The sequence below is a fragment of the Synechococcus sp. H70.2 genome (assembly GCF_047462275.1).
Taxonomy (GTDB): Bacteria; Cyanobacteriota; Cyanobacteriia; order Thermostichales; family Thermostichaceae; genus Thermostichus.
The window spans coordinates 120,041-144,560 of the sequence record NZ_JANSIU010000005.1 but is presented as its reverse complement, the minus strand read 5'-3'; the positions used below and the strand labels follow the sequence as shown (position 1 = coordinate 144,560).

The following is a 24,520-nucleotide window of genomic DNA, read 5'->3' as shown; positions in this document are numbered from 1 at the left end:
GGACGGCAGGCTTTCCCTGAGGAACGAACGAGACAAACTCCACCGGATCTTACGTCTTCTCGGGTTCTGCGAGGGGATCGCCAATCTTGTGGCATGGTGGCAGGTAGCTTCTTTAGCAGACTTGGACGGATCCCGCCATGATGCACACCTTTATCCCGCCCCACCGCTTTTTTCCCTACCTGACCTGGACGGAGATCCAGGCCATGCCCAACAAAGAGAAGGTGGTGATCATCCAGCCCGTAGCCTCGATCGAGCAGCATGGGCCCCACCTGCCCTTGGTGGTGGATGCCTGCATCGGCACGGCAATCATCGGGCGGGCTATGGAAAAACTGGAACCGGAGATCCCCGCTTACGTTCTGCCCACCCAGTGCTATGGCAAGGCCAACGAGCACTGGCATTTCCCAGGCACCATCACCCTCTCAGCCCAAACCCTGATGGCCCTGCTAACCGAAGTGGCTGAAAGCATTTACCGGGCCGGGTTTCGCAAGCTGGTGTTCCTCAACTCCCACGGTGGCCAACCTGAGGTGCTGCAGATTGTGGCCCGCGACCTGCACCAGAAGTACGAAGATTTCCTCCTTTTCCCCATCTCCGTCTGGCGCGTTCCCCACCAAGGCCAGGAGCTGATGACGGAAAAAGAGCGGGAATTGGGCATTCACGCTGGCGATGGCGAGACCAGCATGCTGATGTACCTGTTGCCCGAGACAGTGCGAACTGACCGCTTGGTCTGCGAGTACCCTCAGGATCTGCCGGAAGACAGCCTGATTAGTCTGGAAGGGCGGATCTCTTTTGCCTGGACAACTCGCGACCTCAGCCGGAGTGGTGTCCTGGGGGATGCCACGGCCGCCACGCCGGAAAAAGGCAAACTTTTGGTGGAGTCTATGGCTGATGGCTGGGTGCGGCTGATCCGGGATCTGTACAAGTTCCAACAGCCCCAGGCTTGGCGCAAAGACCCGCTGCCAAGGTAGGGATCCCAGCTGATGTCTCCTTGTGAGGCTTCTGGCCAGCCCAGCCTGCTTCTGTAGGAGCGGAAGCAGCGACTTTGCCAGGACGGGTGATAGGCTTGAGGGGAAGTTCCCCTGCCCTGTGAGGGGAGAGCGATGGTTCTTGCCTCAAAGCCAGCCACCCCCCCTATCCTCGAGCGGCACGACGCCACTTGGCAGGACTACCTGACCATTTGCAACCATCCCACCCTGGACTGGCAGAAGATTTCTTTTTACCAGGGCTGGCTGTGGGTCAACATGGGCAAAGAAGGGCCAGAGCACGCCTCCGTCAGCGATTTCATCACCATCATTTTTGGGTTTTGGGCCTTTCTCCACCCGGATGTGCCCCTGCAGTCCTACGGTCGCTGTCTGATTGAGTACCCAGAAACCCATGCCTGTGCCCCTGACCTAGTGCTCTACAAAGGGGAGAACATCCCCAGGTACCAAGCTGGCGAGCCGCGGCGGATTGATTTGCGTTTCCAAAGACCCCCTGACCTGGTGGGCGAGATTGCCGACACTACCCTTGCTCTCGACCTGGACGAGCAGAAGCAGCTTTATGCCAGTCTGGGCATTCCTGAGTACTGGGTCATTGACGTCAAGGGGCGGCGTGTTTTTGCCTTTGCCCTGGCCGAGGATGGGCGCTATCGGGCCATTGCCCAGTCACAGGTGCTGGCAGGCTTGCCGATAGCCCTGCTTGAACAGGCTCTGGAACGCCTGGCCAGCCAGACTAACACTGCTGCCGCCAACTGGCTCCTGCAACAGCTCCAACGCCAGGCTTAAAGCCATCAGGGTGTTTGGGCCAGCTTGATGATGAGATGACGGTTTTTGTCCACCGCGATCCAGCCCTGCTGGCGGAAACGGTTCAAAAGACGGGTGATGGTAACGCGGGTAGTGCCGATGGTGTTGGCCAAGTCTTGGTGGGCAAGGCGCACCTGCAGGCGCACCCCTGTTGAAAGCGGCGATCCCAACTCCACCGCCAGCAGAACCAGCAACTGGCGCAGCCGCTCCTCCACCCGCCGCCGCCCAGCCAGAGCCAGCAGCGCTTCGGTTTGGCGCAGTCGCCGCACCAACTGCTTGAGCAGCCCCTGGCTCAGGGTTTCTGAGGCTTCCACCTCGGCTGACGACAGCCGCAAGACATCGACTGCAGTCAAGGCCTTGGCCTGGTAGGGATCCAACCTCGTCAGCGGGGATCCCAGGGGCATGGAGGGGCCAGCAAAGCCCAAAATGGCCTCACTTCCATTGGTATAGACAGTACTCAGCTGCACCACGCCTCGACACACAACCACCCACTCTTCGGGCGGCAGAGGAATGATTTGGCGAGGGCTGTAGGAAGAGAGGCTGCGGCCTCGGTAGAGGTCTTCCAGAAGCTGACGCTCTTGTTTGACCCAGGGGTTGGGCGTCGTTTCAGGTCTCATGGGCTAGCCTCGCTGCTGCTAGGGCAAACTCTGACTTTGGCTAGCGGCCTTTCCCCTGCTGAGGGAGGGCAAGAGGTTGGCCTTAGAGCCAATCCGTGTTCTCGACTACACTTTACTGCTTGCCTTTCCAGATGAAGTAAAGAGGAGGTTATGCTTGGGTTAAGTCTTGCGCTCGGCTAAGAGCAGAGCTGGGTGCAACCGCAATCCAGTAGGATGGGAACAGCTAGCTGCAGGAGACTTGCCGTGACGCTGATGGTTCGCGTGCTCACTCCCGACCGCATTGTCTGGGATGCCCCCGCTGAGGAAGTGATCCTCCCTGCCACCTCAGGCCAACTGGGTATTCTGACCAACCACGCTCCCCTGCTAACAGCCATCGGCAACGGCGTGATGCGGATTAAGGCCGACGGCAGGTGGGTGGCCATTGCTGTGATGGGTGGCTTTGCAGAAGTGGAAAACAATGAGGTAACGGTTCTGGTCAACCGGGCCGAGCGGGGAGAACAAGTCGACAAGGCTGCGGCCCAAGCTCTTTTGGAGAAGGCCAACCAAGTTTTGAACACTAGCACTGACAAGCAGGAGCTCCTGCAGGCTAAGTTGGAGCAGCAACGGGCCAGGGCTTTACTCCAAGCTGCCGAAATGGGTCACAAAAGCTAGGGGATGGCGCCGAAAAGCTACCCCTTGGCAAGAGTTGGCTTTCAGTAAAGCCGCCTGTCTGGATGTCTGCAAAGTAGGGTCTTCAAGACTCTTCCAGCTAAGTGTATCCGCAAAGGCTTGATTCCTCTGAGGAGTTTCCCCGTCCCTCTCCCCTTCCAATCTCAGCCATTGGCGAAGCGGGGCTATTGCAGGTGGTGCAGCGCTACTGTCCCGAGCAAGTGGTGGGGGACGATGCAGCAGTGTTGGCTTTTCCCAAAGGCCAGTTGGTGGTAACCACCGATGTCTTGGTGGAAGGAGTTCACTTCAGCAACTTGACCACCCCGCCCCATGCCGTGGGCTGGCGCTCGGTAACCGCCAATTTGTCGGACTTAGCGGCGATGGGAGCTCGCCCCCACGCGTTGGTTGTAGGCCTGGGCTTGCCAGCCTCTACACCCGTGGCCTGGGTGGAGGAGCTCTACCAGGGGATACAGGCTTGTTGCACCTCCTGGGGATGCCAAGTGGTGGGAGGGGATTTGTGCCGCTCCCCACAGCGGTTTGTGGCCATTACGGCGCTGGGCTCGGTGCAGCCAGGGCGGGCTGTTGAGCGCAAGCGGGCTCAGCCGGGCGATTGGCTTATCGTCACCGGGCCCCATGGCGATGCACGGGCTGGCCTGGAGTTGCTGCTTCACCCTGAGCAGGGATCCGCAGCCCCGGCAGCCCAGCGGCAGCAGTTGATTGCGGCCCACCAATACCCCCGCCCCCGCCTGGACCTGTTGCCAGTTCTAGAAGCGATCCCTGACCCTATGCGCATTGCCGGCATGGATACTAGCGATGGCTTAGCCGATGCTCTAGTGCAGGTGTGTCAGGCCAGTGGGGTAGCGGCGAGGATCGAGGCGGAGCGGATCCCCATTTCAGAGGCTCTGCGGCAGGCCTTTCCGGCCCAAGCCCTCGAGTGGGCCCTCTACGGTGGGGAAGACTTCCAGCTGCTCCTCAGCGCCGAGCCCTCCCTAGCTCAGTACCTGCTGGAAAAGTTGCCAGGGGCAGCCTGGATTGGGGAAGTCACCGGCTGGGATCCGCAGGGGACGGTGTGGCTAGATAACGGCCAGATCCTCGGCCGCCAGCAGGCCTTCCAGCATTTTTGAGTGGGTCGGAGAAGTTGCAAGCTGGCGCAGCTGGGCCGCTCTGCGTTCACAATCAACAAGTAAACCAGCTGCGTCAGTAGGGATTTTCAACCATGAGCGAGGCTTCCCTTTCCATCTCTGAGCGTAAGCAGGATCACCTGGACATTGTCTTGCGGCAGGATGTAACGGCCAAAGGGATCCGCACCGGATTTGAGCGGTTTTTCTTCGAGCACGTGGCCCTGCCGGAGCTGCTGCTGCCGGAGATCGATCTCAGTTGCCAATTTCTGGGGAAGCGCCTCCAGGCCCCGCTGCTCATTAGCAGCATGACCGGGGGGACAGATACTGCCCGGGAGCTGAACCTATACCTGGCGGCTGCCGCTCAAGAGCTGGGCATTGCCATGGGGGTGGGATCCCAGCGGGCAGCCTTGGAACACCCAGAGCTGGCCCGGACTTACCAGGTGCGCCAGGTGGCCCCGGATATTCTGCTGCTAGCCAACCTAGGCGCTGTGCAGCTGAATTACGGCTATGGTCTGGAGCAGGCCCGCCGGGCTGTGGAGATGATTGAGGCAGATGGGCTTATTTTGCACCTCAACCCGCTCCAGGAAGCGGTCCAGCCTCAGGGGGATCCCGACTGGCGCAATCTCTACCGCCGCATCGAGCAGTTGGTGGCCCAATTGCCGGTGCCGGTGCTGGTCAAGGAAGTTGGCAATGGCCTCAGTGCCCAAGTAGCGCAACGGCTGGCCGAGTGTGGCGTGGCCGCTTTGGACGTAGCGGGGGCAGGCGGCACCAGTTGGAGCGAAGTGGAGGCTTATCGCCAGACTGATCCCTTTAAGAAACGCATTGCTCACAGCTTTCGGGACTGGGGGATCCCCACCGCCTTGGCCCTGCTGGAGATCCGCCGCCTTCTCCCCAACTTGCCTCTGGTGGCCAGCGGCGGCATCCGTACTGGCATCGAGGTGGCCAAGGCCATCCGCCTAGGCGCCGATGTGGTAGGCATAGGCGCCCCTGCCCTGCAAGCTGTCTCCCAAGGGCAAGCACGGGCGGTGGTGGAGAGTTTCCGCGCCGTGATTGAAGAGCTGAGGATTGCTGCTTTTTGCACTGGCTCCGCCAACTTGGCCCAGCTCCGAAAAGCCCCCCTCCGCCGGCAGGATACCTGGGATCTGCTGCCCCCGATAACTCCCTAACCCCTCCCGCTGCCAAGCGTTTCTTAGTCCACGGACGGACTTGCAAGGGCGCTTCCTAGAGGCAAAGCCTTGAGGTTCCGCTTACTTGTTCCTTACAGCCCTGTCCGAGTCTTTACCAGGGTAGGTGCTTGCTTAGTAACCAAGCAACTCAAGTGGCTCGAAGGCTTTTCCGCCCCGCACTGCTCGCGCTAGCGGGACGGAGGGCTACCAAGCTACTCCGCTGTGTCGGCTAACGCGCACCATTGGACCTAGTCCTAACCGCTTGGGGCTGAGGACCTGCATCTCAAACAGGGCCAAAATGTGGTGCACTGGCAGCTCTGCCTGCTGGGAATTGGCCCCCATGGCTATCACCAGCCCGCAGCAACCTCCCGTATCGCGACAACGCCGCTCCCAGCGCTTGCGAGCCATCGAGTGGGCGGGATCGTCTTCGGGAAATTCACCAAACAAGTGCAGGTCGCAGTTGCCTGTTTGGACAATTTCCAGCTCGTAGCGATGGCCATCGAAGGGATCCACTCCCGTATTGAAACACACCCCCTGGGGGCCCCCCTCACTGCGCAGATTTTCAATCAATTGCTTGGCCTTGGAGCGGGAGGTGCGCACAATCACTACCGGCAGCCCTTCCCCCCTCTGCACCAGCTTGCTCTGCGGCAAGGGATGCACTTGCCCTGCGCGGCGCAATACCTCCACCGTGGCCCACGGCAGCAGCCCCAGACCCAGCTGTGCTCCCTCAGGCAACAGATCATCTCGGAGCAGGGCTTGGGTGGGTTTCTCGTCCTCCGCTTCTAGCGCCAGCAGCTCTGCCGCTACGTCGGGTAGGGTGCGCACCTGCACGGGCAGGGTTTCCCCCTCCCTTTGGGGATTGGGAAGGCAATACTGCCCCTGACACGGCTGAAAGCCCTTTTCCAGCTTGCGGCGGTACTGCTTTAAAAAGCGATGCAAGGCCTCCAGGGCCACCGCCAAGGTCGCTGCCTCCTCTTCCTGTAAAGTAACGCGCAAGCCCTCTAGCGGGTGAATAGTGCCGAAATTCGGCTCAATTTCCTCGGGATCCAGTTCTGCCAAGTCCAAGTCTGGCAGGTCTTCTAGTTCGGGATGGCGAGGTTGAAAGGTGAGGTAGAGACAGTCCTGCCTCAGAAAGGCTTCCTCCATCTCAGGAGTGGGCACTTGGCCGGCCTGCTGGCGAAACTGTTTGAGGGAGGACAGGGAGCGATAAAAAAGCACTCCATACTCCCTTCCTGAGCGCCCCAAGACCGAGACGTAGAGGGTTTCGATGTCCCAGTGATGCAGCTCGATAGCCAGAATTTGGTGATCCTCTAGATACTCCCAGGGAGCATCCTGCCAGATGGCAAGGGCTTTGCCAGCCACGAGTTCTGCGTAGTCTTCTGGAAGAGGTGGTGGGATCTGCCCCTGAGCCTCAGCAAAACTCTGCAGGATCTCCTCGATCAGCGGCAGTTCTGGCTGGTATTCCACTTTGATATTCAGCTCGTGCAGAATGCCGCGCAGGAAAAACTGCACCTCGCGGTCGCGCACGACGATTTTCTGGGGACGGGCCGGCAAGGCCCCATTGGGCCGCTCCATGGCCGCGATCAAGGCCCGCACTATGGGTTCCATGCCAGAGCCGGCAGGCACCACCTCCATAGCTCTCACCACCCCCTGGACGCCGTCCACCCAGAGAATGCATTCCCCCTCGGCCAAGCTGGAAAAAGTCTGGGAGCCAACGACTAGCGAGCCTGGCAGGCGGTGGCGATCCCCTTCCCACACGGAAGGAATCTGGGGTAGCTTTTGCAATCGACGAACCGTAGCAGCTGGCAGACCCGACATAGACCTCCCGAGACAACAACAACCCAAAGGCTAGGTGGCTGCCCTGGGTGGGGCTGACCCTCTCCTTCGACAGGGGTACCCCTCCAGCCAATCTAACCGACCCTAGAGAGGCTGGGCTCCCCCTAGGGAGAGGGGCCAAACAGACTTGGGTAAAGAGCAGAAACACCAAGCTGATGGTCAGATTCGAACTGACGACCGCTCGATTACAAGTCGAGTGCTCTACCAACTGAGCTACATCAGCAAGCTTCAGTTACCCATAGTAGCACTTTTCTGGCAGATTGCCCCCTGCCTGCCAGCAGGGGGGATTTAGCGGAGAGCAGGAAGAGGGAAGGGAAGTTACTGGCGATCTGGCGCCGGCTGGGCAATGGGAGCTAGGTAAATGACCAAAGCTCCTGCCAGGAAGCCCAAGATATTGCGCACCACCGGCAGCCAATCCCGAGTGCGGGTAACCACGGGGCCGAGGCCAAAGGCCCCAAACAAAATAAACCAGAGGGGAGAAATCAGCAAAGCCCAACGCCAGTTAAACACCTCCTCCGCGTGGCGGGGCTTGCCGGCGAACCCAAAGACGATCCCACCCAGGATAGAGGTAATCAGCGTCAGGATCCACTGCTCCTGCGGCAGCCCAGGCACTACCCGGCAACCGCCTTGGCGAAAACAGCGCTCCAAAACATCAACCGCTTCCAGAATGGCCTGCTGGGCGCCGTGCTCCTGCACATAGAACTGGTTGCCGAAGCGAGACTGCAGCTCGATCCAAAAGGTGCGCGGCAGGATCTCCCGCACCGCATCCCCCACGTTAAAGGCCAGCAAGTTGCCTCCCCTGGGATCGGCCACCATCAAAACGCTGCGCTCATTTAGGCCCCAGTACTCCTTCACTTGGCGGCCTGGGGTTTGGTCAAACTGGGTTAGCACGCGCAGCTTCCAGCCGGTTTCCTTCTCCAGCTGGTTTAGATGCTCGGCCAATTGGGCCTCCTGACTGCTGGTCAACTGATCCGCCAAATCCAAGACCGGCACAGGCGGCTGAGGCAACTCCATCGGCACTACTGCCGGCGCAGGCTGGGCCCAGAGCGGGGATCCCCCACCCAGCCCAATCCACAGCCCCAGGCAAAAGCTCACACCGATGCAAAGTATCCTTTGCCACTGGATGTTCATGCTGCTCCCTCTCTTTACAAATGCCGAGATCCTGAAAACTGATATTAAGAAGTGTTTCAAGCTCTTACAGATCCATCATGCCCTGGAAGCCAACATTCAGCCAGAGGGAGGTCTTTCTAGGCAGCTGCAGGGAAGAGGATCAGCAGGCGCCTTCCTGGTCAATTGCCCACCTAGAGGGCATACTGGTGGCAACAACTTTTTTGGATCCCGAGGGCGTGCATGATGAAACTTAGACGCTGGTTGGGTCTCTGCTGCGCTGGCCTCATGGCCCTGCTGTTGACGGCCTGCGGCGAGGGATCCCCTCCCTACGACAGCATCGTGATTAATTTTGTCAACACAGCCACTCCCAGTGAGATTGCTGCCCTTGCCAAGGCGTACAACTTAACGCTGCAACCCAGCAGCAACAGTGCCTTTGCCCGCCAAGAGGTTATCTACCTAGCCAATGGGGATGCCACTCACCCCAGAGCTACACGACGGCTAATCCAGCGGCTTCAGCGGGAAGCCCTGGTTGAGTATGCCCACCCCAACTACCAGTTCCAGGCCGCTTTTGTGCCCAACGATCCCCTCTATTCCCAGCAGTGGAACCTGCGGGCCATCCGCATGCCCGCAGCCTGGGACGTTTCCCAGGGAGAAGGGGTGACGGTAGCCGTGGTGGATACCGGGGTAACACGGGTGCCAGATCTGGCCCAAACCGAATTTGTGCAGGGCTACGACTTTGTGGATGACGATGAGGATCCCAGCGACCTCAATGGCCACGGCACTCACGTGGCGGGCACCATCGCCCAATCCACCGACAACGCCCTAGGCGTGGCCGGGGTCGCCTTCAAGGCCAAGATCATGCCGGTGCGGGTGCTGGATGCCAACGGCTTTGGCTCCCTCTCGGATGTGGTGGAAGGGATCCGCTATGCGGTTGACCATGGCGCTACCGTCATCAACCTCAGCTTGGGTAGTCGTGCCTCCGCCCAACTGATGGAAGAGGCGGTAGCTTACGCCCACAGCAAGGGAGTGACCCTAGTTGCAGCTGCTGGTAACGAAAACTCCAACCAGGTAAGCTACCCGGCTCGCTATCCCCATGTCATTGCCGTTTCCGCCACCGGCCCTGATGGCAGCAAAGCTCCCTACTCCAACTACGGGGTTGGCGTGGATATTGCCGCTCCTGGTGGGGCTAAGACTCCCGAGCACCCTGAGTACGGCATCCTGCAGCAGACCATCAACCGCCGCAACCCCGACGAGCCCATCTTTGCCTACTTCCAAGGCACCAGCATGGCTGCCCCCCATGTGGCTGGCGTAGCGGCCCTGATCCAGGCGCAGGGCATTAAAGACCCGGACAAGGTGGAGGCCATCCTCAAGATGTCGGCTGCCCCCGTGCCCGGGGACAAACAGAACTTCTACGGCGCTGGCCTTCTGGACGCAGCCAGAGCCCTGGCCCGAGCCAGGGGTCAGCAGGAGGAAAACCCCCTGGTGCTGTGGCTAAAAGACTTCCTCCAGTACCTAAACAACAATGGCTACCTCAACCCGCGCTTCTGGTTTGACGGCGGCCCCATTGCCTTGGTGCCTAAGCTGGTGATGGTGGTGGGCGGCTACATCATCCTAGTGCTGATTCGCTGGTGGCTGGCTCCCAAGCCTGTACCGGCGACGGTGCCGCTGGTAGCAGGGATCCTCCTGGGCAGCGCTGGCCTCTTCCCCCTGCAAGGGTTGGCCATCGTCGGTTTCCCCCGCTGGCCCTTACAACTGCTGGGCAGCTCCCTGCCAGAGCTGGGCACCGCCTTGGCCCAGACCAACGCCCTGAACCCCTTGTTTGCCAGCGTGGTGATCCCTGGCCTGTTGATGGTGCTCCTCCTGGGACATCGGCGCTGGCGCTGGGCAGTCGTCGGCCTCTCCATTGGCATGGCTTCCCATCTGCTCCTGTCCAGCTCCCTGTTCTATGAGGGGGTACTATGGCTTGGATCCTCTGCCTGGTTGGGGCGCTCCTTCTTGCTCCTCAATGGTTTGCTCTGCCTGGGCTTGGCCTATTTAGGAGCGCAAGCCATCCTGGAGTCGCAGCCCAGCAGCAGCGGTTTGGCCCTGAGGAAGTGATGCAAGAGTACAGCGGTACCATCCAGTTCCTGGATATCGAAGGAGGGGTGTGGGTGCTGACACTCCCTTCCGGCCAGCATTACGCTCTCTTCCGCGCCCCCAAGGAGCTGCTGCAGGAAGGACTGCAGGTCACCATTCAAGGGCAGGTTAAGGAGGAGGTGGTGACGCTGGCCCAGGTGGGGCCGGTCCTGGAGGTAAAGAGCTTCCGGACCCAGCCTTAGCCGTTACAGCCCCGAGCAAATGTCCCAGGGATCCCCCGCAAGGCAGCCTCTGCCTTTGAGTTACTGGGCGGCTCCCTCCAGGCTGGCCCCCTGCCAATTGGAGTAAGGCGACGGGCCTGCCCTGCAGATCCTGCGCTGCCGAATCTTCCTAGCGGCCCTCTCCAGACCGGTAGCTAGTTAGCTCCGCGCTCAGGAGCTTGACAGCGGCTTTCCCCCTAGGTCTAGGGAGCAAGAAGCGCTTGCAGAGAGCGGACATCACAGCAGTACACCTGATGCGGGTGGGCATACCCTTTTAGCTCCACTACCTCCTGGGAAAAGCAAGTGGCCACCTGAGCCAGCTGTTGGGTCAAGTAGGCATAAGTGTTCTGGCTGATGGCCAGGTCAGTGTTGAGGGTGCGGGTGGCACTTTCCAGACGAAAGGCCAGGTTGACGGTATCGCCCAAAGCCGTGTACTCCTGGCGACTGGTGTTGCCTACCTGGCGCACGATGGCTGGGCCGGTGTTGACCCCTGCTCCCAGACGCAGGGGAGAGGGCAGGGGGAACTCGCTGTTCAGTTGTTCGGTCATCTGGAACAGCTTCACCAGGGCCTGCAAGACCGACTTCACGTCGAGCTTGAGCTCCACCTGGTCAGCTGGCAAGGGATCCGCATGGGGTGCATGGAACCAGACAGCCATGATGGCGTCGCCAATGTATTTATCGACGCTACCTCCATGCTGCTGGATGATGTCGCCGCCCTGCCGGAACCACTCGCCCATCACCTGGGAAAGTAGCCGCTCGTCCAGTTGCTGGGTTAGTTGTCCGTAACCGCGCACGTCAACTACGGCCACCGAAATTAGCCAGCGGGTCTGCAGCACCAGGGTGTCGGAGGGCTTGCCAGCAGTGCCGGGTTCTGGGCTGGCCAGGGATCCGCTGTGAAACTCAAGCTGGGATTGGCCCAGGGTCAGGCGATCCCCGTCTTGCAGCAGCGTGGGAATGCTGATGCGGCGATTGTTGACAAACGAGCCATTGCGGCTGCCCAGATCGATGAGATAAATGCTGTGGTCATCTAAGTACTGCAGCAGGGCATGCTGGCGGGAGACACTGGGATCGTTAAGGACAATGGCGTTGCCTTCATCGCGCCCCAGCGTCCAAGCTGTGGCTCCGGCAAGGATGTACTTCCTCTGACTGCCGTCTGGCTCTCTTAGGATCACATAGGGAGCAGAGGTAGCAGCAGGTTCGCCTGGGAGGCTCATGGTAGGAGAGGCAAGAAAGGCAACCACACTCTAATACGATACTCCTTTCCCCTGCGGCTAAACCGCAGCCAGGCTGGGCTTGGCGGGCCTCAGGCCGAGGAGTATCATGTTGTGTAGATACGTTAAGGCCCTATGGCGGCTCCTTCCCATCCCATTCCTGCTGAGCAGCAGCCCCTGCGGCAATATGCCGAGCTGAGGGAAGCTGTTCTTTTTCGTTGGCCAACCCTGGCCTGGATCCCTTACTTGCAGCGGCTCCTAGCAGTGTGGGGAGCGCTGGCAGTAGGGGTTGGGCCCCTGGTTTGGGGCAGCTTTGCAGGCGATTGGGGCCACTTCACCTTGGCAGGGGTGCTGGGAGCTAATGCCTTGCTGGGCCTACTGCTGCTCCACCTCTACTTGGGCTGGGCGTACGTGCGGCGGCGCTTGGCGCAGGCGCGGATCCCTTACGAAGAAAGCGGCTGGTACGACGGGGCAATGTACGTCAAATCGGAAGAGGAGCTAGCTCAGCACCGGCTAATCGTCCACTATCAAATTGAGCCGGTGCTGCAGCGCCTACGACGCAGCTTGTGGAGTGTGGTTGGGCTAAGTGGACTGGCGGCCTTGCTTTGGCCACTCTGGTAGGAAGAGCCAGGGGGAGCCCGGTGCATGTAACTTCTGATTTGGCTCAAACCTTGCGGCCCACTGCCGTTGCTATTGGGAACTTCGATGGCTTGCACCTGGGCCATCAAAGGGTACTGCAGCCAATTCGAGCGTCCCGACGGGGGGTGCGCACCGTCCTTACCTTTCATCCTCACCCCCAAGAGGTGCTGACAGGCCGAAAGCACCTACTGCTCACGCCGCCGGCGGAGAAGCTGGCTCTATTGGCCCAGCTGGGCTTTGAGCAGGTGGTGTTGCTTCCCTTCACCCCTGCCTTGGCTCGCCAGACTCCCGCCGACTTCATCCAGACAATTCTTGAACAAGGGTTGCACGTTCGCCACCTCAGCGTGGGCTGGGACTTTTGCTTTGGCCACCGCCGCGCCGGCAACGCCCAAACCCTGCAGGCCTGGGGATCCAAGTGCTGTATTCCAGTAGAGGTGATCCCGGAGGTGCAACTCAACGGGGAGCGGGTAAGCAGCTCCCGCATTCGTGCTGCCCTGGCTACAGGGGAAGTGGCAGTCGCCGCAGAACTCTTGGGTCGCCCCTATCAGCTCATTGGAGAGGTGGTGCCAGGGGATCGCCGGGGGCGAGAGCTGGGTTTTCCCACCGCCAATCTGCGCTTGCCACCCGAGAAGTTCTTGCCCCGCAACGGCGTGTACAGCGTTTGGGTGAAGGTGCCCGCTGCCGCAGGAGACCTGCCGGGAGTGATGAACATTGGCTATCGTCCCACCTTTGGGGGGTGGCGGCACACGGTTGAGGTGCACCTGTTGAATTGGACGGGCGATCTCTACGGGCAGGAGGTGCGGGTGGCGCTGCGGGGCTTTATCCGTCCAGAGCAGCGCTTCCCCAGTGTGGCGGACTTGATCCACCAAATCCAGCAGGATTGCCAAGTGGCCCGCCAACAATTGGGCTTGGCTGAGCAGGTGGGTCTGCTCTAAGGCCTTCCCCCCGGCCCCAAAGAAAGGGGGACTAGGAGGGCGGGAGCAGGGATCCCCACAGCAGGGCTATTGTCTCCGACCACTCCACGGTGGCCCCGTAGGTATCCCCCGTGTGTCCCCCCAATTGGCGGTAGAGCCAATGGCCCACCGCCAGGGCTCCCAGAGCAGAGCCCAGGGTCCAGAGGAGGAGGGGCCGCCAGGCCAAGATCCCAGTTCCCCCCAGAGCTGCCGTAGTAACCAAGAGGAGGAGGGTGCCTGGCCAGAGGGATCGCGGCCAAGAGGTGGAGTCCTTAAGGAAGCGGGCGGATCCCTGCTCCCGCAAATAGGGGTAGAAAGCGATGGCCAGTAACTGGCCCCAGCGACCCCAGGCTGGCACCACGAGTAGGAGGGGCCAGACTTGCAGGCTGCTTAGGGCAGCAAACTTCAGGAGCAGCACCAGCCCCAGAGCCAGCACTCCGTAGGCTCCTGTGTGGCTGTCGCTCATTACCTGTAGGCGGTGGGCATTGCGGGTGAACTGCTCTGGGTTGGCCGAGCTTTTGTGGATATTGACCGCCAAGCCATCGGCGGTATCAGCCACCCCATCCAAGTGCAGCCCCCCGGTTAGCACCACCCACAGCGCTACCAGTAAAGCTGCCCGTACCCCAGGCGGAAACACCTGGAGCAGGAGGGAGGCCAACAAGAGGATCCCACCCAGGAGCAAACCCACCGCCGGCAGCCAGGCGGCAATGCCCTCAAACTGAAGCTCCCCTGTCTGTCCCAGGGGCAAGGCGGTGTAGAAAAGGAGAGCTGCCCAGAAGCGCCGCACTGGCTTGTCCTTAGTGAAGTTTAGCCTCCGAGGATTTTCGGGAAAGCAGTTCCACTAGACCCAGCTAGCGGATGTACTCCCTCAATACACTGTTGCGATTGGGATGGCGCAGCTTGCGCAGAGCCTTGGCCTCAATCTGCCGGATTCGCTCCCGGGTGACGTTAAAGATTTGGCCAATCTCCTCCAGGGTTTTCATGCGGCCATCATCCAGCCCATAGCGCAGCCTCAACACATCCCGCTCACGAGGGGTGAGGGTTGCCAAGACGCTTTCTAGATCTTCCCGCAATAACATCTTGGCCACCCGCTCCTCAGGAGTTTCTCCCTCGGACTCGATAAAGTCTCCCAGCCGCGAGTCCTCCTCTTTGCCAATAGGCGTCTCCAAGGAAATAGGCAGCTGAGCCGACTTCGCAATGAAGCGCAGCTTCTCGATGGTGATTTCCATGCGAGTGGCAATCTCCTCTTCGGTAGGCTTGCGGCCCAACTCCTGGGAAAGCTGCTTGGTAACCTTCTTGATGCGCGAGATGGTCTCGTAGAGGTGGACCGGCAGGCGAATGGTGCGGGATTGATCAGCAATGGCGCGGGTGATGGCCTGGCGGATCCACCAGGTGGCGTAGGTGGAAAACTTGTAGCCCTTTTCGTGATCAAACTTCTCGGCTGCCCGGATCAGGCCTAGGGATCCCTCTTGGATCAGGTCCTGAAAGGACAGGCCCCGGTTCATGTATTTTTTGGCAATGGAAACTACCAGCCGCAGGTTGGACTGCACCATCTTTTCTTTAGCCCGCCGCCCCTGGTGGAGGCGCCGCCGAAATTCTGGCAAGGACATTTTGACTTCCTCTGCCCACAGGGTTTCCGGCACCTCCTCGGGGCTGGACCAGAGGCCCATCCGCTCGAAAACCGCTTCCCGGGCCCGCTCTAACTCCAGCAGATCGGCAATTTTTCGCGCTAGCTCAATTTCTTCGTCGGGCCGCAGTAGGCGAATGCGCCCAATCTCTTGCAAATAGACGCGAACCGAGTCGTCGGTGTAGAGCTTTTTCTTGCTGGCCGATCTGCGTCTTGCGTGGCCCTTGGCAGCAATAGCTTCATCCTCTTCTTCGAGGGATTCTTCGTCGCCCTCCTCCTCATCAAAAGCCTCAGGGTCACTGGCATCCAGTTCAAACTCGAGGGGATCTGCTCCATTGTCTGCATCCAGAGGGATGGAAGCAGAGCTTTCCAGATCCGGGTCGAGAAGAGCCGTCTGACCAGACTTCACCAACTCCTTTGCTTGAACCATGCTGAGTTCCTCGTGACGCTAATCACAGACCAGTGGAGGCGACTAAGAGATTCTAGACGCCAAGGCAAAAAATCCCCGCTCCTCTGCAGCCCAGGACGCCAGGTCAAGGGCGTCGAGTTCCGCAGCCCTAGGCCCCGCTTGCACTAGGCAAGCTGGCCCGCTTCTAGACAGCCGAGGGCTTGGGTCAGGCTCGCAACAGCTGGGGCTCATGGGGTCTAACGAAACTGGCGCAAAACTCCCTCAATAGGCGGCCGCCTCGAAATGGGGGAGGCGTGCTTTTGCTCTTCCTGGCGCAGGGCAGGGTACTTCCTGAGAGGGCGAGAGCCCTCCCAACGCCTAGAGGAAGGAGCCTTCTACAGCAACCGGCAAGAGACCTTGCTGGCAGTCCCTGCAGGCAACTGTAGCCGTTCACACCAAAATGTCTTCCCTAAATTAGCCCGCCCTTGGGGAAACAGCAACGGGGCAGGTGAAGAAAATCTAAACTTTGTCCCGCCGCTTCCAAAGGGATCCCTGCTAGTCCAGGGAAGTGGCTCAATGCTACCTTAAATCAGGCTTTAATCCACCTTGATCCCTGGCTAAGCCGTGAGGCCTATGACCCATCCCTTCCTACAGCACCTCCAGGAACGCGTGATTGTCTTCGACGGGGCGATGGGGTCCTCCCTGCAGGCCCAGAACCTGACGGCAGCTGATTTTGGCGGGCCGGAGCTAGAGGGCTGTAACGAGATCCTGGTGCTGAGCAAGCCGGAGGCGGTGGAGCATGTCCACCGGAGCTTTCTAGAGGTGGGGGCTGACGTCATCGAAACCAATACCTTTGGCGCCACCTCGATTGTCTTGGCCGAGTACGGGATCCCGGAAAAAGCCTACGAGCTCAACGTGGCGGCAGCGCGGCTGGCCAAGCGGGTAGCCACCGAGTTCTCGACGCCGGAAAAGCCTCGCTTTGTGGCCGGCTCCATTGGCCCCACCACCAAGCTGCCCACCCTGGGGCACATCAGCTTTGACGAAATGCGGGCTGCCTACAAGGAGCAGGTGCGGGGGCTCCTCGACGGCGGGGTGGATCTGCTCATCATCGAGACCTGTCAAGACATTCTGCAGACCAAGGCGGCGCTGGTGGCCGCGGGTCAGGAGTTTGCCCGGCGCGGGATCCGCCTGCCGGTGGTGGTGTCCCTGACCTTTGAGGTGCAGGGGACGATGTTGGTGGGCACCGAGATTGGGGCAGCGCTGGCCATCCTGGAGCCCTACCCCATCGATGTGCTGGGCCTCAACTGCGCCACCGGGCCGGACAAAATGGCCGAGCACATCCGCTACCTCTCCCGCCATTCCCCCTTTCCCATCTCCTGCATCCCCAACGCTGGCCTGCCGGAAAACATCGGCGGCAAGGCCCACTACAAGCTAACGCCGGAGCAGCTGCGCTTCCACCTGGAGCACTTTGTGCGGGATCTGGGGGTGGCGGTGGTGGGGGGCTGCTGCGGCACCCGCCCAGAGCACATTGCCGCCCTGGTGACAGCCGTTCAGGGGTTGCGGCCCAAACGCCGTGCCGTTGAGCGCCTCCCGGCTGCCGCCTCGATCTACTCCCCCCAGCCCTACCTCCAGGACAACTCGTTTTTAATCATCGGCGAGCGCCTCAATGCCAGCGGCTCCAAGAAGGTGCGGGAGTTGCTCACCGCCGAAGATTGGGAGGGCTTAGTGGCCATAGCCCGTGAGCAGGTGCGGGAGGGAGCCCACATCCTCGACGTGAACGTGGACTACGTAGGCCGGGATGGGGTGCGGGATATGCGGGAGCTGGTCTCGCGGCTGGTGACCCAGATCCCGCTTCCCCTGATGTTGGATTCCACCGACTGGCAGAAGATGGAGGCCGGCCTCAAGGTGGCCGGAGGCAAGTGCCTGCTCAACTCCACCAACTACGAGGATGGGGAAGAGCGCTTTCTCAAGGTGTTGGAGCTGGCCAAGACCTACGGCGCCGGTGTAGTTATCGGCACCATCGACGAGGAGGGCATGGCCCGCACCGCCGAGAAGAAGTTTCAGATTGCCGAGCGGGCCTATCGCCAGGCGCTTGAGTACGGGATCCCGCCCTACGAGATTTTCTTTGACCCGCTGGCCTTGCCCATTTCCACGGGGATGGAGGAGGACCGGGCCAACGGGGCAGCTACCCTGGAGGCCATCCGCCGCATCCGCCAGGCTTTCCCCGAAGCCCACATTCTCTTGGGTATCTCCAACATTTCCTTTGGGCTCTCGCCAGCAGCCCGCGTGGTCTTGAACTCTGTGTTTTTACACGAGTGCCGCCAGGCCGGGCTGGACACTGCCATCGTCAGCGCCGCCAAGATCCTGCCCCTAAGCAAGATCCCGGAAGAACAGCAGCAGGTGTGCCGGGATCTCATTTGGGATCGGCGGCAGTTTGACGCTGAGGGCCTCTGCACCTACGATCCCCTGGCGCGGCTGACGGAGCTGTTTGCAGGGGTCTCTAGCCAGGAGCTGCACGCTGCCGGATCCCTGGCCAAGCTGCCGCTGGAAGAGCGCCTGCGGCGGCACATCATCGACGGGGAGCGCATGGGCCTGGAGGAAACGCTGGCAGAGGCGCTGCAGAAGTACTCCCCGCTGGAAATCATCAACACCTTCCTGCTCGACGGCATGAAGGAGGTGGGGGAGCTTTTTGGCGCCGGCAAAATGCAACTGCCTTTTGTGCTGCAGTCGGCAGAAACCATGAAGGCGGCGGTGAAATACCTAGAGCCCTTCATGGAAAAGGTGGGCGGGGAGGTGTGCAAGGGTACCCTTTTGATTGCCACTGTCAAGGGGGATGTCCACGATATCGGCAAAAACCTAGTGGACATCATCCTCACCAACAACGGCTACAGGGTGATTAACCTGGGCATCAAGCAGCCGGTGGAAAACATCATCGAGGCCTATGAAAAGTACAAGCCTGACTGCATTGCCATGAGCGGCCTCTTGGTCAAATCAACTGCGTTCATGAAAGAAAACCTGGAAGTTTTTAACGAGCGGGGCATCACTGTGCCTGTCATTTTGGGGGGAGCTGCCCTCACCCGCCGCTTTGTGGAAGAAGACTGCCGCCAAACCTACAAGGGCCAGGTCATCTATGGCCGCGATGCCTTTACCGACTTGCACTTTATGGATCGGCTGATGCAGGCTAAGGCGGCCGGGCGCTGGGATGACCGGCTGGGTTTTCTGGATAACTTGGAGCAGCCAGTCGACGGCCAGAAAGGGGCTGCTCCTGCCCCAGAGGAAATGGATCCCACCCCACCTCCCCAGGAGACCCCTGTGGGCGCTGCTCCTGCCCTTGCGGTCTCAGCTGGCGATGGCGGGGCAGACACCCGTCGCTCCGAAGCGGTTACTCTCGATACCGAGCGGCCCATCCCGCCTTTCTGGGGATCCAAAGTTCTTGCCTCCGACCAGATCCCTTGGCCAGAGGTCTTCTTCTATATCGACAAGCAGGCCCTGGTGGCCGGTCAGTGGCAGATCCGCAAGCCGCGCGACCAGTCAGCTGAGGAATTTGCCCAGTTTCTTGCTACCCAGGTGGAGCCGGTGATCGAGCGTTGGAAGGAGCGGATCCTAAGCGAAGACCTGCTGCACCCACAGGTGGTCTATGGCTACTTCCCGGCGCAGGCGCAAGGGAATACGTTAATCCTCTTCGACCCGGCCAGCTTCCCCGAGCTGTTTGCCCTAGAGACCGACTCTACCACCTACTTCCAACTGCCAACCGTCGAGCGCCCCCAGCTTTCTCCCCAGGTACGGGAGCTGGCCCGCTTCACCTTCCCCCGCCAAAAGGGCGGCCAGCGCCTCTGCATTGCCGACTTCTTCGCCGATTGCTCCACCGGTCTGGTGGATGTTTTCCCCATGCAGGCAGTTACCCTAGGACCAGAGGCCACGGCCCACGCCCAGCGCCTTTTTGCTGAAGGCCAGTATACGGACTACCTCTACTTCCACGGCCTGACCGTCACCCTGGCAGAAGCCTTGGCAGAGTGGTGCCACGCCCGTATCCGACGGGAGCTAGGGTTCGGCCACGAGGACAGCCCTGACATTCGCCAGATCCTCCGTCAAGGCTACCGCGGCTCTCGCTACAGCTTCGGCTATCCTGCCTGCCCCAACCTCGCCGACCAACGGGTTTTGTTGCAGCTGCTCCAGGCTGAGCGCATTGGCCTAAGGATGGACGAAAGCGAGCAGTTGGATCCCGAGCAGTCCACCACCGCCATCGTCGCCTACCACCCGGCAGCCCGCTACTTCAGTACCTAGGCCCTAGAGAACCAGCCAACTCAGCAGCGCCACCCCCACCACAATGGTCAGCACATACGCCTGCAACTGACCGGAAGTGGTGTATTTCAAGACTTGTCCGCCCGCCAGCACGGCCAAGCTGGTCAAGTTCACCAAGCCGTCTACTACGTAGCGATCGAAGAGAGCCGTGACATTAGAGATGAGGCCCACCACAAACACCACGCTGGCGCGGTAGAGCTTGGGGGTGTAGAAATCGTTGGCCAACAAATCCTGCCAATCGGCCAAGAAAGCCCAGTTCACTGGCTGCCGCTCCCGCGGTAGGTACAGCCAAGCGCCTAAGGTGATGCCCACCAAGCTGGATCCTGTCATTACTCCCACGGGGATCCCTTCTAGGGTAGGGATGAGATCCAGAGCCGCGAGGATCATCGGGATGTGGAGGGTCACTCCCATGGTGACCGTGCTGGGCAACATCATCGGCCAGTGCACCTCCGGGGAACGCTCGCTCATCTGCTGCGGCTTTCCCCCCCAAACCAGGCCAAATACCCGGGTTAGGCCCAGCGCTGTCACCGCGTTGGTAACCAGCACTACTGCTGCCCACAGGGCTTGCCCCGCTTGGGCCAACTGCTGCCACAGATCTGTCAACACCCAGAAGCAGCCAAAAGGCGGCAGGGCCACCATACCGGCCATCCCTGTCAAAAAGCACAGACCAGAAATGGGCCGCCGCGACCACAGGCCTCCCAGGTAGCGCAGATCTTGGGTAATGCTGTTCCAGATCACCATACCCAGCCCCATCACCAGCAAGGCCATTGCTGGCGCATAGGTTAGCAGCAGCTCATAGGCTTGCTGGATATGGCCAGTGCCCACTGCTACAAAGACTAGGCCCATGTAGGCGCTCACCAGGTAGGACAAGGCTCGCTTAGCGTCAATTTGGGCCAGCGCCACGAAGGCTCCGCCTACCGCTGTTAGCCCGCCGATTGCTAGCATCACTTGCAACACCGTTGGAGAAAGCTCATAGAGGGGTTGCAAGCGAATCAACACCCAAGCTCCCGTGCCCACCACCACTGCATTGCGCAAGATTGAGGCTGGGATCGGCCCCTCCATCGCCTCATCCAGCCATAGGTGCAAAGGGAACTGGGCGCATTTGCCCACAGGGCCAGCCAGCAGCCCCAGCCCCACTAGGGTAATCAGGGTCGGATCCACAGGAACAGCTCCTGCTTTCACCGCCTCTGCCCAAGCTGTTAAGTCCTTAAACTCCCAGGAGCCTGTCAGGGGGTAGAGGGCAATCACCCCCATCAAAAGCAGCAGGTCGCCGATGCGCTTAGTTAAAAAAGCATCCCGAGCCCCCGTCACCACTAGCGGTTGGTTATACCAAAAGCCCACCAACAGGTAAGTAGCCAGGGTTAAAATCTCCAGAAGGACGTAGCTAAAGAATAGGGAGTCACAGAGGGCCAGGGCGCACATCCCCCCTTCAAAAAAACCCAGCAAGGAGAAAAACCGCGCCCAGCCCCAGTCCATTTCCAGGTATCCAAAGGCATAAATCTGAGCCGCCAGGTTTAGCCCTGTCACTACTACGCAAGCCCCCAGCGTTACCGACGACACCTGTAGGGGGAGCTCCAACACCAGATCCCCCACCTTCAGCCAGGGCAGCCGAATCACCTGGGCCGGCTGATCCCAAATCGCCACGAGGGCTCCCACACTGTGCAGGAAGGCCACCAGCGTCAGCAGCGCGTTGAGATACCCTGCTGGACGCGGCCCCGTACGGCGGGTAATCCCGGGGGACCAAATTAGTGCTCCTGACCACCCCAACAACCCATAAAGGGGAATTAACCATGCAGTTGTGACCAGCCCGTCCAAACTCATAGCCCTCCTTCCAGTAGGGACCTTGCCTCAACCCAGGGTTGGCTGGGCTTTGCCAAATCTTTAAAAGCATCCTAGCGGCAAACTAGGAGGGATGAAAATTAAGCTTACCGATGAACTCGATAGAAAAAGACTTCCAATGAGCTTAGAAAACTCCCTGCCTCTGCCTTTGAGGACCTTTCCTAGTCGGTTGTTGTCAAGTAGCTTTTTGGGGGCTTAGTAGGCCAAGCTTACCTAGCCTCGGCTACCCCAGCCAGGTGGCCAAAGCTTGCCTGATTAGTTTTCCGACTTGCTAGAAGTCTGTACGTACAGGATCACCAGGAAGATGGAAGGTACCAAAATGAGCAAAATAGTGGCCAAGAGACCTAGGTAGTTTGTCTCCATCGCTGCCCACGCTGCAAACCCAACTGGCAGCTAGCATACCATCCTCCGGTACGCCCTGCCCAAGGGGGCCAGCTGGCTCTAGGGCTTGGTCTTTACTGCAACGTTCCCCAAGACCTTCGTCTGGCAGGCAAGGCGATAGGTCTCGGGTTTGCGCTTGAGCTTGCGCTTTTCTGCCTCTGTCCGGGGCGAGAGGTTTTCCGCCCCCTCGACAATCTCCACCACACAGGTGCCACACTGGCCGTTGCCGCCGCAGTTAAGCAGCTTGGCCACCATCTTATAGAGGTCGATCTGGTTCTCCAGCGCCTTCAGGCGGAGGTTCGACCCTTCCGCGACGACAATCTCCCGGTTCTCGTTAACAAAGCGGATCGTTGCCATAGCCTTGCCAAAAACCCCAACGCCTTCCTCAGGTTAACCGAGGCGGAGCGATGTTGCTAAGTATTGTTACATCTTAAGTCAAGTTTTTAATCTTTGGCGAGAGATCGGCGAAGATGGTGCCAAATAAAGGGGCATCCTGCCTGAGGCCCCTCAGGTTGGTTGCGTTCTATACTGTTAGACTCCAGGAGGGAAACTCCGCAAGTGATACTCTCAGTGGGTGCGCCCCTAGGAGAGTTGGGCATGGCACCCCTCAAAGTGCAAGGGACTGCTCAGGTCAGGACCCAGCTGGAGAGTTGACTTCGTTTTTGGACGGGATATCGCCCAGGTGTTGAAAACGTGGAGGAGCAAGTTTTATGGGACTACCGTGGTATCGGGTCCACACTGTTGTACTGAATGATCCAGGCCGCCTAATTGCGGTACACCTAATGCACACTGCCCTGGTAGCGGGCTGGGCGGGCTCGATGGCGCTGTACGAGACGGCCATCTTCGACCCCTCAGATCCGGTCCTGAATCCAATGTGGCGTCAGGGCATGTTCGTCATGCCGTTTATGGTGCGGCTGGGGGTGGTTAACTCGTGGGGTGGATGGAACATCTATGGCGAGAGCGTTGCCAACCCGGGCTTCTGGACATTTGAGGGAGTAGCCACTGCCCACATTGTTCTTTCCGGGTTACTCTTTTTGGCTGCCTGCTGGCACTGGGTGTACTGGGATCTGGAGCTGTTCCGGGATCCCCGTACCGGCGAGCCAGCTCTGGACTTGCCAAAAATTTTTGGGATCCACCTGCTCCTGGCCGGGATCCTCTGCTTTGGCTTTGGCGCGTTTCACTTGACGGGGGTCTTTGGCCCAGGAATGTGGGTAAGCGACCCCTATGCCACAACAGGGCATGTGCAGCCGGTGGCGCCGGAGTGGGGGCCGGCAGGGTTTAACCCCTACAACGCTGGCGGGGTAGTAGCCCACCACATTGCCGCAGGGATCGTGGGCATTATTGCCGGTCTGTTCCACATTACAGTACGCCCACCCCAACGCCTCTACAAGGCTCTGCGCATGGGGAACATTGAGAGCGTGCTCTCCAGCTCGCTGGCAGCGGTATTCTTTGCTGGCTTTGTAGTGGCGGGGACCATGTGGTACGGCAGTGCCACCACTCCTGTCGAGTTGTTTGGCCCCACCCGCTACCAATGGGATTCCGGCTACTTCAACCAGGAAATTAACCGGCGCGTCAATGCCGCCGTGGAAGCTGGGATGACCCTTAGCGAGGCCTACAACTCTCTGCCTAAGTCGCTGCTTTTCTATGACTACATAGGCAACAACCCAGCCAAGGGTGGCCTGTTCCGGGCTGGCCCCATGAACAAAGGGGATGGCATTGCCATTGCGTGGCTAGGCCATCCAGTGTTCCGGGATCGCGAGGGGCGGGAGCTGACTGTGCAGCGCATGCCCACCTTCTTCGAGACTTTCCCTGTAATCCTGCGAGATGCCGATGGTGTGGTGCGGGCCGACATTCCCTTCCGCCAGGCCGAATCGCGCTACAGCTTTGAGCAGGTGGGCGTAACTGTGGAGTTCTACGGCGGCAAGCTGGATGGCCAGGTGTTTACCGACCCGCCAACGGTTAAGAAGTACGCCCGTATGGCCCAGTTGGGTCAGCTCTTTGAGTTTGACCGAGAAACGCCTAAGGCCGACGGCACCTTCCACACCAGTCCCCGCGGGTGGTTTACCTTTGCCCATGCAGTTTTTGCCCTGCTGTTTTTCTTCGGCCACATCTGGCACGGTGCCCGCACCCTCTTCCGGGATGTGTTCGCTGGTATTGACCCGAACATGAGCGAGGAGATGGTGGAATTCGGCGTCTTCCAAAAAGTGGGGGATCCCACCACTCGCAAAGTGCAAGAAGCCTAAAGCTTTCCCAACGTAGCCGCCAGCACTCTGCTTCCCTTTGGGGAGGGGGTGCTGGCGGCTCCAAAAGAGTAGGGAGAAAGTCGCTTGGAGGCTGTATGGAGACTATCACCTACACTGCTATCCTGTTTTTGACGTTAGGCCTTCTGTTTTTTGCTGTTGCTTTCCGAGAGACCCCCAAGATCCCTAAGAAGTAAACCTGCTGGAGGGATTTCTCCAGCTTTTCCCTAGGGTCTAAGGGTAGGGGAGGGGGCCGCTCAAATCCCTGGGCGAGGGCAGTTGCCTCGACAGGGAGCGGGGGATTGCTACACTTCGTTTGGGGTGGTGC

The 24,520-nt window shown here is 59.9% G+C and carries 21 protein-coding genes and 1 tRNA gene; 12 read left to right on the top strand and 10 right to left on the bottom strand.

All coding sequences use genetic code 11. The annotated features are described in order from the left end of the window. The first annotated feature begins 140 nt into the window (after positions 1 to 140). The gene (locus NW822_RS06785) at positions 141 to 965 is read left to right on the top strand and encodes a creatininase family protein (RefSeq protein ID WP_414360801.1); all 825 of its coding nucleotides are present in this window, start codon (positions 141 to 143) and stop codon (positions 963 to 965) included. A 132-nt stretch (positions 966 to 1,097) separates the two neighbouring features. Continuing rightward, positions 1,098 to 1,760, top strand: a complete 663-nt coding sequence (locus NW822_RS06780; protein ID WP_414403945.1) for a Uma2 family endonuclease — start codon at positions 1,098 to 1,100, stop codon at positions 1,758 to 1,760. Between the two features lie 5 nt (positions 1,761 to 1,765). Here the strand turns inward: NW822_RS06780 and NW822_RS06775 are convergent, their stop codons facing one another. Further along, positions 1,766 to 2,395, bottom strand: a complete 630-nt coding sequence (locus tag NW822_RS06775; RefSeq protein ID WP_414403944.1) for a Crp/Fnr family transcriptional regulator — start codon at positions 2,393 to 2,395, stop codon at positions 1,766 to 1,768. A gap of 243 nt (positions 2,396 to 2,638) precedes the next feature. Between NW822_RS06775 and atpC the strand changes: the two genes are divergently transcribed. The 3 genes from atpC to fni all read left to right on the top strand — a co-directional run bounded on the left by atpC (position 2,639) and on the right by fni (position 5,330). Further along, positions 2,639 to 3,046, top strand: coding sequence for an ATP synthase F1 subunit epsilon (gene atpC / locus NW822_RS06770; protein ID WP_414403943.1), 408 nt, complete (start codon positions 2,639 to 2,641; stop codon positions 3,044 to 3,046). A gap of 101 nt (positions 3,047 to 3,147) precedes the next feature. Continuing rightward, positions 3,148 to 4,167: a thiamine-phosphate kinase gene (thiL, locus tag NW822_RS06765; protein WP_414403942.1), complete on the top strand. Its 1,020-nt coding sequence runs from the start codon at positions 3,148 to 3,150 to the stop codon at positions 4,165 to 4,167. 92 nt (positions 4,168 to 4,259) lie between these two features. Then, on the top strand, positions 4,260 to 5,330 hold the full coding sequence (fni, locus tag NW822_RS06760) for a type 2 isopentenyl-diphosphate Delta-isomerase (RefSeq protein WP_414403941.1): 1,071 nt from the start codon (positions 4,260 to 4,262) through the stop codon (positions 5,328 to 5,330). 204 nt (positions 5,331 to 5,534) lie between these two features. On the opposite strand, the gene NW822_RS06755 is transcribed toward fni, so the two are convergent. The 3 genes from NW822_RS06755 to NW822_RS06745 form a co-directional block, all read right to left on the bottom strand. Beyond that, a complete protein-coding gene (locus tag NW822_RS06755; RefSeq protein WP_414403940.1) occupies positions 5,535 to 7,148 on the bottom strand; it encodes a DUF6930 domain-containing protein in 1,614 nt (537 codons plus the stop codon). Positions 7,149 to 7,316: 168 nt separating this feature from the next. Further along, positions 7,317 to 7,389: transfer RNA gene (locus NW822_RS06750), tRNA-Thr, on the bottom strand. Positions 7,390 to 7,484: 95 nt separating this feature from the next. After that, complete coding sequence (locus NW822_RS06745; RefSeq protein ID WP_414403939.1) at positions 7,485 to 8,297, bottom strand: TPM domain-containing protein; 813 nt, start codon at positions 8,295 to 8,297, stop codon at positions 7,485 to 7,487. A gap of 219 nt (positions 8,298 to 8,516) precedes the next feature. Here NW822_RS06745 and NW822_RS06740 point away from each other — a divergent pair, with 219 nt between their 5' ends. After that, complete coding sequence (locus tag NW822_RS06740; protein WP_414403938.1) at positions 8,517 to 10,373, top strand: S8 family serine peptidase; 1,857 nt, start codon at positions 8,517 to 8,519, stop codon at positions 10,371 to 10,373. After that, positions 10,373 to 10,594 carry a hypothetical protein gene (locus tag NW822_RS06735; RefSeq protein ID WP_414360390.1) on the top strand — a complete coding sequence of 74 codons (222 nt, stop codon included), beginning with the start codon at positions 10,373 to 10,375 and terminating at the stop codon, positions 10,592 to 10,594. The genes NW822_RS06740 and NW822_RS06735 overlap by 1 nt, the downstream gene beginning before the upstream one ends. Positions 10,595 to 10,815: 221 nt before the next feature. Here the strand turns inward: NW822_RS06735 and NW822_RS06730 are convergent, their stop codons facing one another. Further along, positions 10,816 to 11,826 (bottom strand): FHA domain-containing protein, encoded by a 1,011-nt coding sequence (locus NW822_RS06730; RefSeq protein ID WP_414403937.1) that lies wholly within the window; start codon positions 11,824 to 11,826, stop codon positions 10,816 to 10,818. Positions 11,827 to 11,958: 132 nt separating this feature from the next. Here NW822_RS06730 and NW822_RS06725 point away from each other — a divergent pair, with 132 nt between their 5' ends. Together NW822_RS06725 and NW822_RS06720 are read left to right on the top strand one after the other, a co-directional pair. Further along, positions 11,959 to 12,444, top strand: coding sequence for a CGLD27 family protein (locus tag NW822_RS06725; RefSeq protein WP_414403936.1), 486 nt, complete (start codon positions 11,959 to 11,961; stop codon positions 12,442 to 12,444). Positions 12,445 to 12,464: 20 nt separating this feature from the next. Beyond that, a complete protein-coding gene (locus tag NW822_RS06720; protein WP_414403935.1) occupies positions 12,465 to 13,397 on the top strand; it encodes a bifunctional riboflavin kinase/FAD synthetase in 933 nt (310 codons plus the stop codon). A gap of 31 nt (positions 13,398 to 13,428) precedes the next feature. On the opposite strand, the gene cobS is transcribed toward NW822_RS06720, so the two are convergent. Together cobS and rpoD are read right to left on the bottom strand one after the other, a co-directional pair. Next, a complete protein-coding gene (cobS, locus tag NW822_RS06715; RefSeq protein WP_414360381.1) occupies positions 13,429 to 14,202 on the bottom strand; it encodes an adenosylcobinamide-GDP ribazoletransferase in 774 nt (257 codons plus the stop codon). Positions 14,203 to 14,266: 64 nt separating this feature from the next. Then, on the bottom strand, positions 14,267 to 15,472 hold the full coding sequence (rpoD, locus tag NW822_RS06710; protein WP_414360378.1) for an RNA polymerase sigma factor RpoD: 1,206 nt from the start codon (positions 15,470 to 15,472) through the stop codon (positions 14,267 to 14,269). 591 nt (positions 15,473 to 16,063) lie between these two features. Between rpoD and metH the strand changes: the two genes are divergently transcribed. Then, a complete protein-coding gene (gene metH / locus NW822_RS06705; protein ID WP_414403934.1) occupies positions 16,064 to 19,714 on the top strand; it encodes a methionine synthase in 3,651 nt (1,216 codons plus the stop codon). Positions 19,715 to 19,717: 3 nt separating this feature from the next. Here the strand turns inward: metH and NW822_RS06700 are convergent, their stop codons facing one another. From NW822_RS06700 to NW822_RS06690, 3 genes are all read right to left on the bottom strand, one after another. Then, positions 19,718 to 21,553 carry an NAD(P)H-quinone oxidoreductase subunit F gene (locus NW822_RS06700; protein ID WP_414403933.1) on the bottom strand — a complete coding sequence of 612 codons (1,836 nt, stop codon included), beginning with the start codon at positions 21,551 to 21,553 and terminating at the stop codon, positions 19,718 to 19,720. Between the two features lie 273 nt (positions 21,554 to 21,826). Continuing rightward, positions 21,827 to 21,934, bottom strand: a complete 108-nt coding sequence (gene psbM / locus NW822_RS06695; RefSeq protein ID WP_414403932.1) for a photosystem II reaction center protein PsbM — start codon at positions 21,932 to 21,934, stop codon at positions 21,827 to 21,829. Between the two features lie 78 nt (positions 21,935 to 22,012). Continuing rightward, positions 22,013 to 22,309 carry a 2Fe-2S iron-sulfur cluster-binding protein gene (locus tag NW822_RS06690; protein ID WP_414403931.1) on the bottom strand — a complete coding sequence of 99 codons (297 nt, stop codon included), beginning with the start codon at positions 22,307 to 22,309 and terminating at the stop codon, positions 22,013 to 22,015. A gap of 353 nt (positions 22,310 to 22,662) precedes the next feature. Between NW822_RS06690 and psbB the strand changes: the two genes are divergently transcribed. Next, positions 22,663 to 24,195: a photosystem II chlorophyll-binding protein CP47 gene (psbB, locus tag NW822_RS06685; RefSeq protein WP_414360366.1), complete on the top strand. Its 1,533-nt coding sequence runs from the start codon at positions 22,663 to 22,665 to the stop codon at positions 24,193 to 24,195. Positions 24,196 to 24,290: 95 nt separating this feature from the next. Then, complete coding sequence (locus tag NW822_RS06680) at positions 24,291 to 24,389, top strand: photosystem II reaction center protein T (protein ID WP_414360364.1); 99 nt, start codon at positions 24,291 to 24,293, stop codon at positions 24,387 to 24,389. Positions 24,390 to 24,520: the final 131 nt, after the last annotated feature.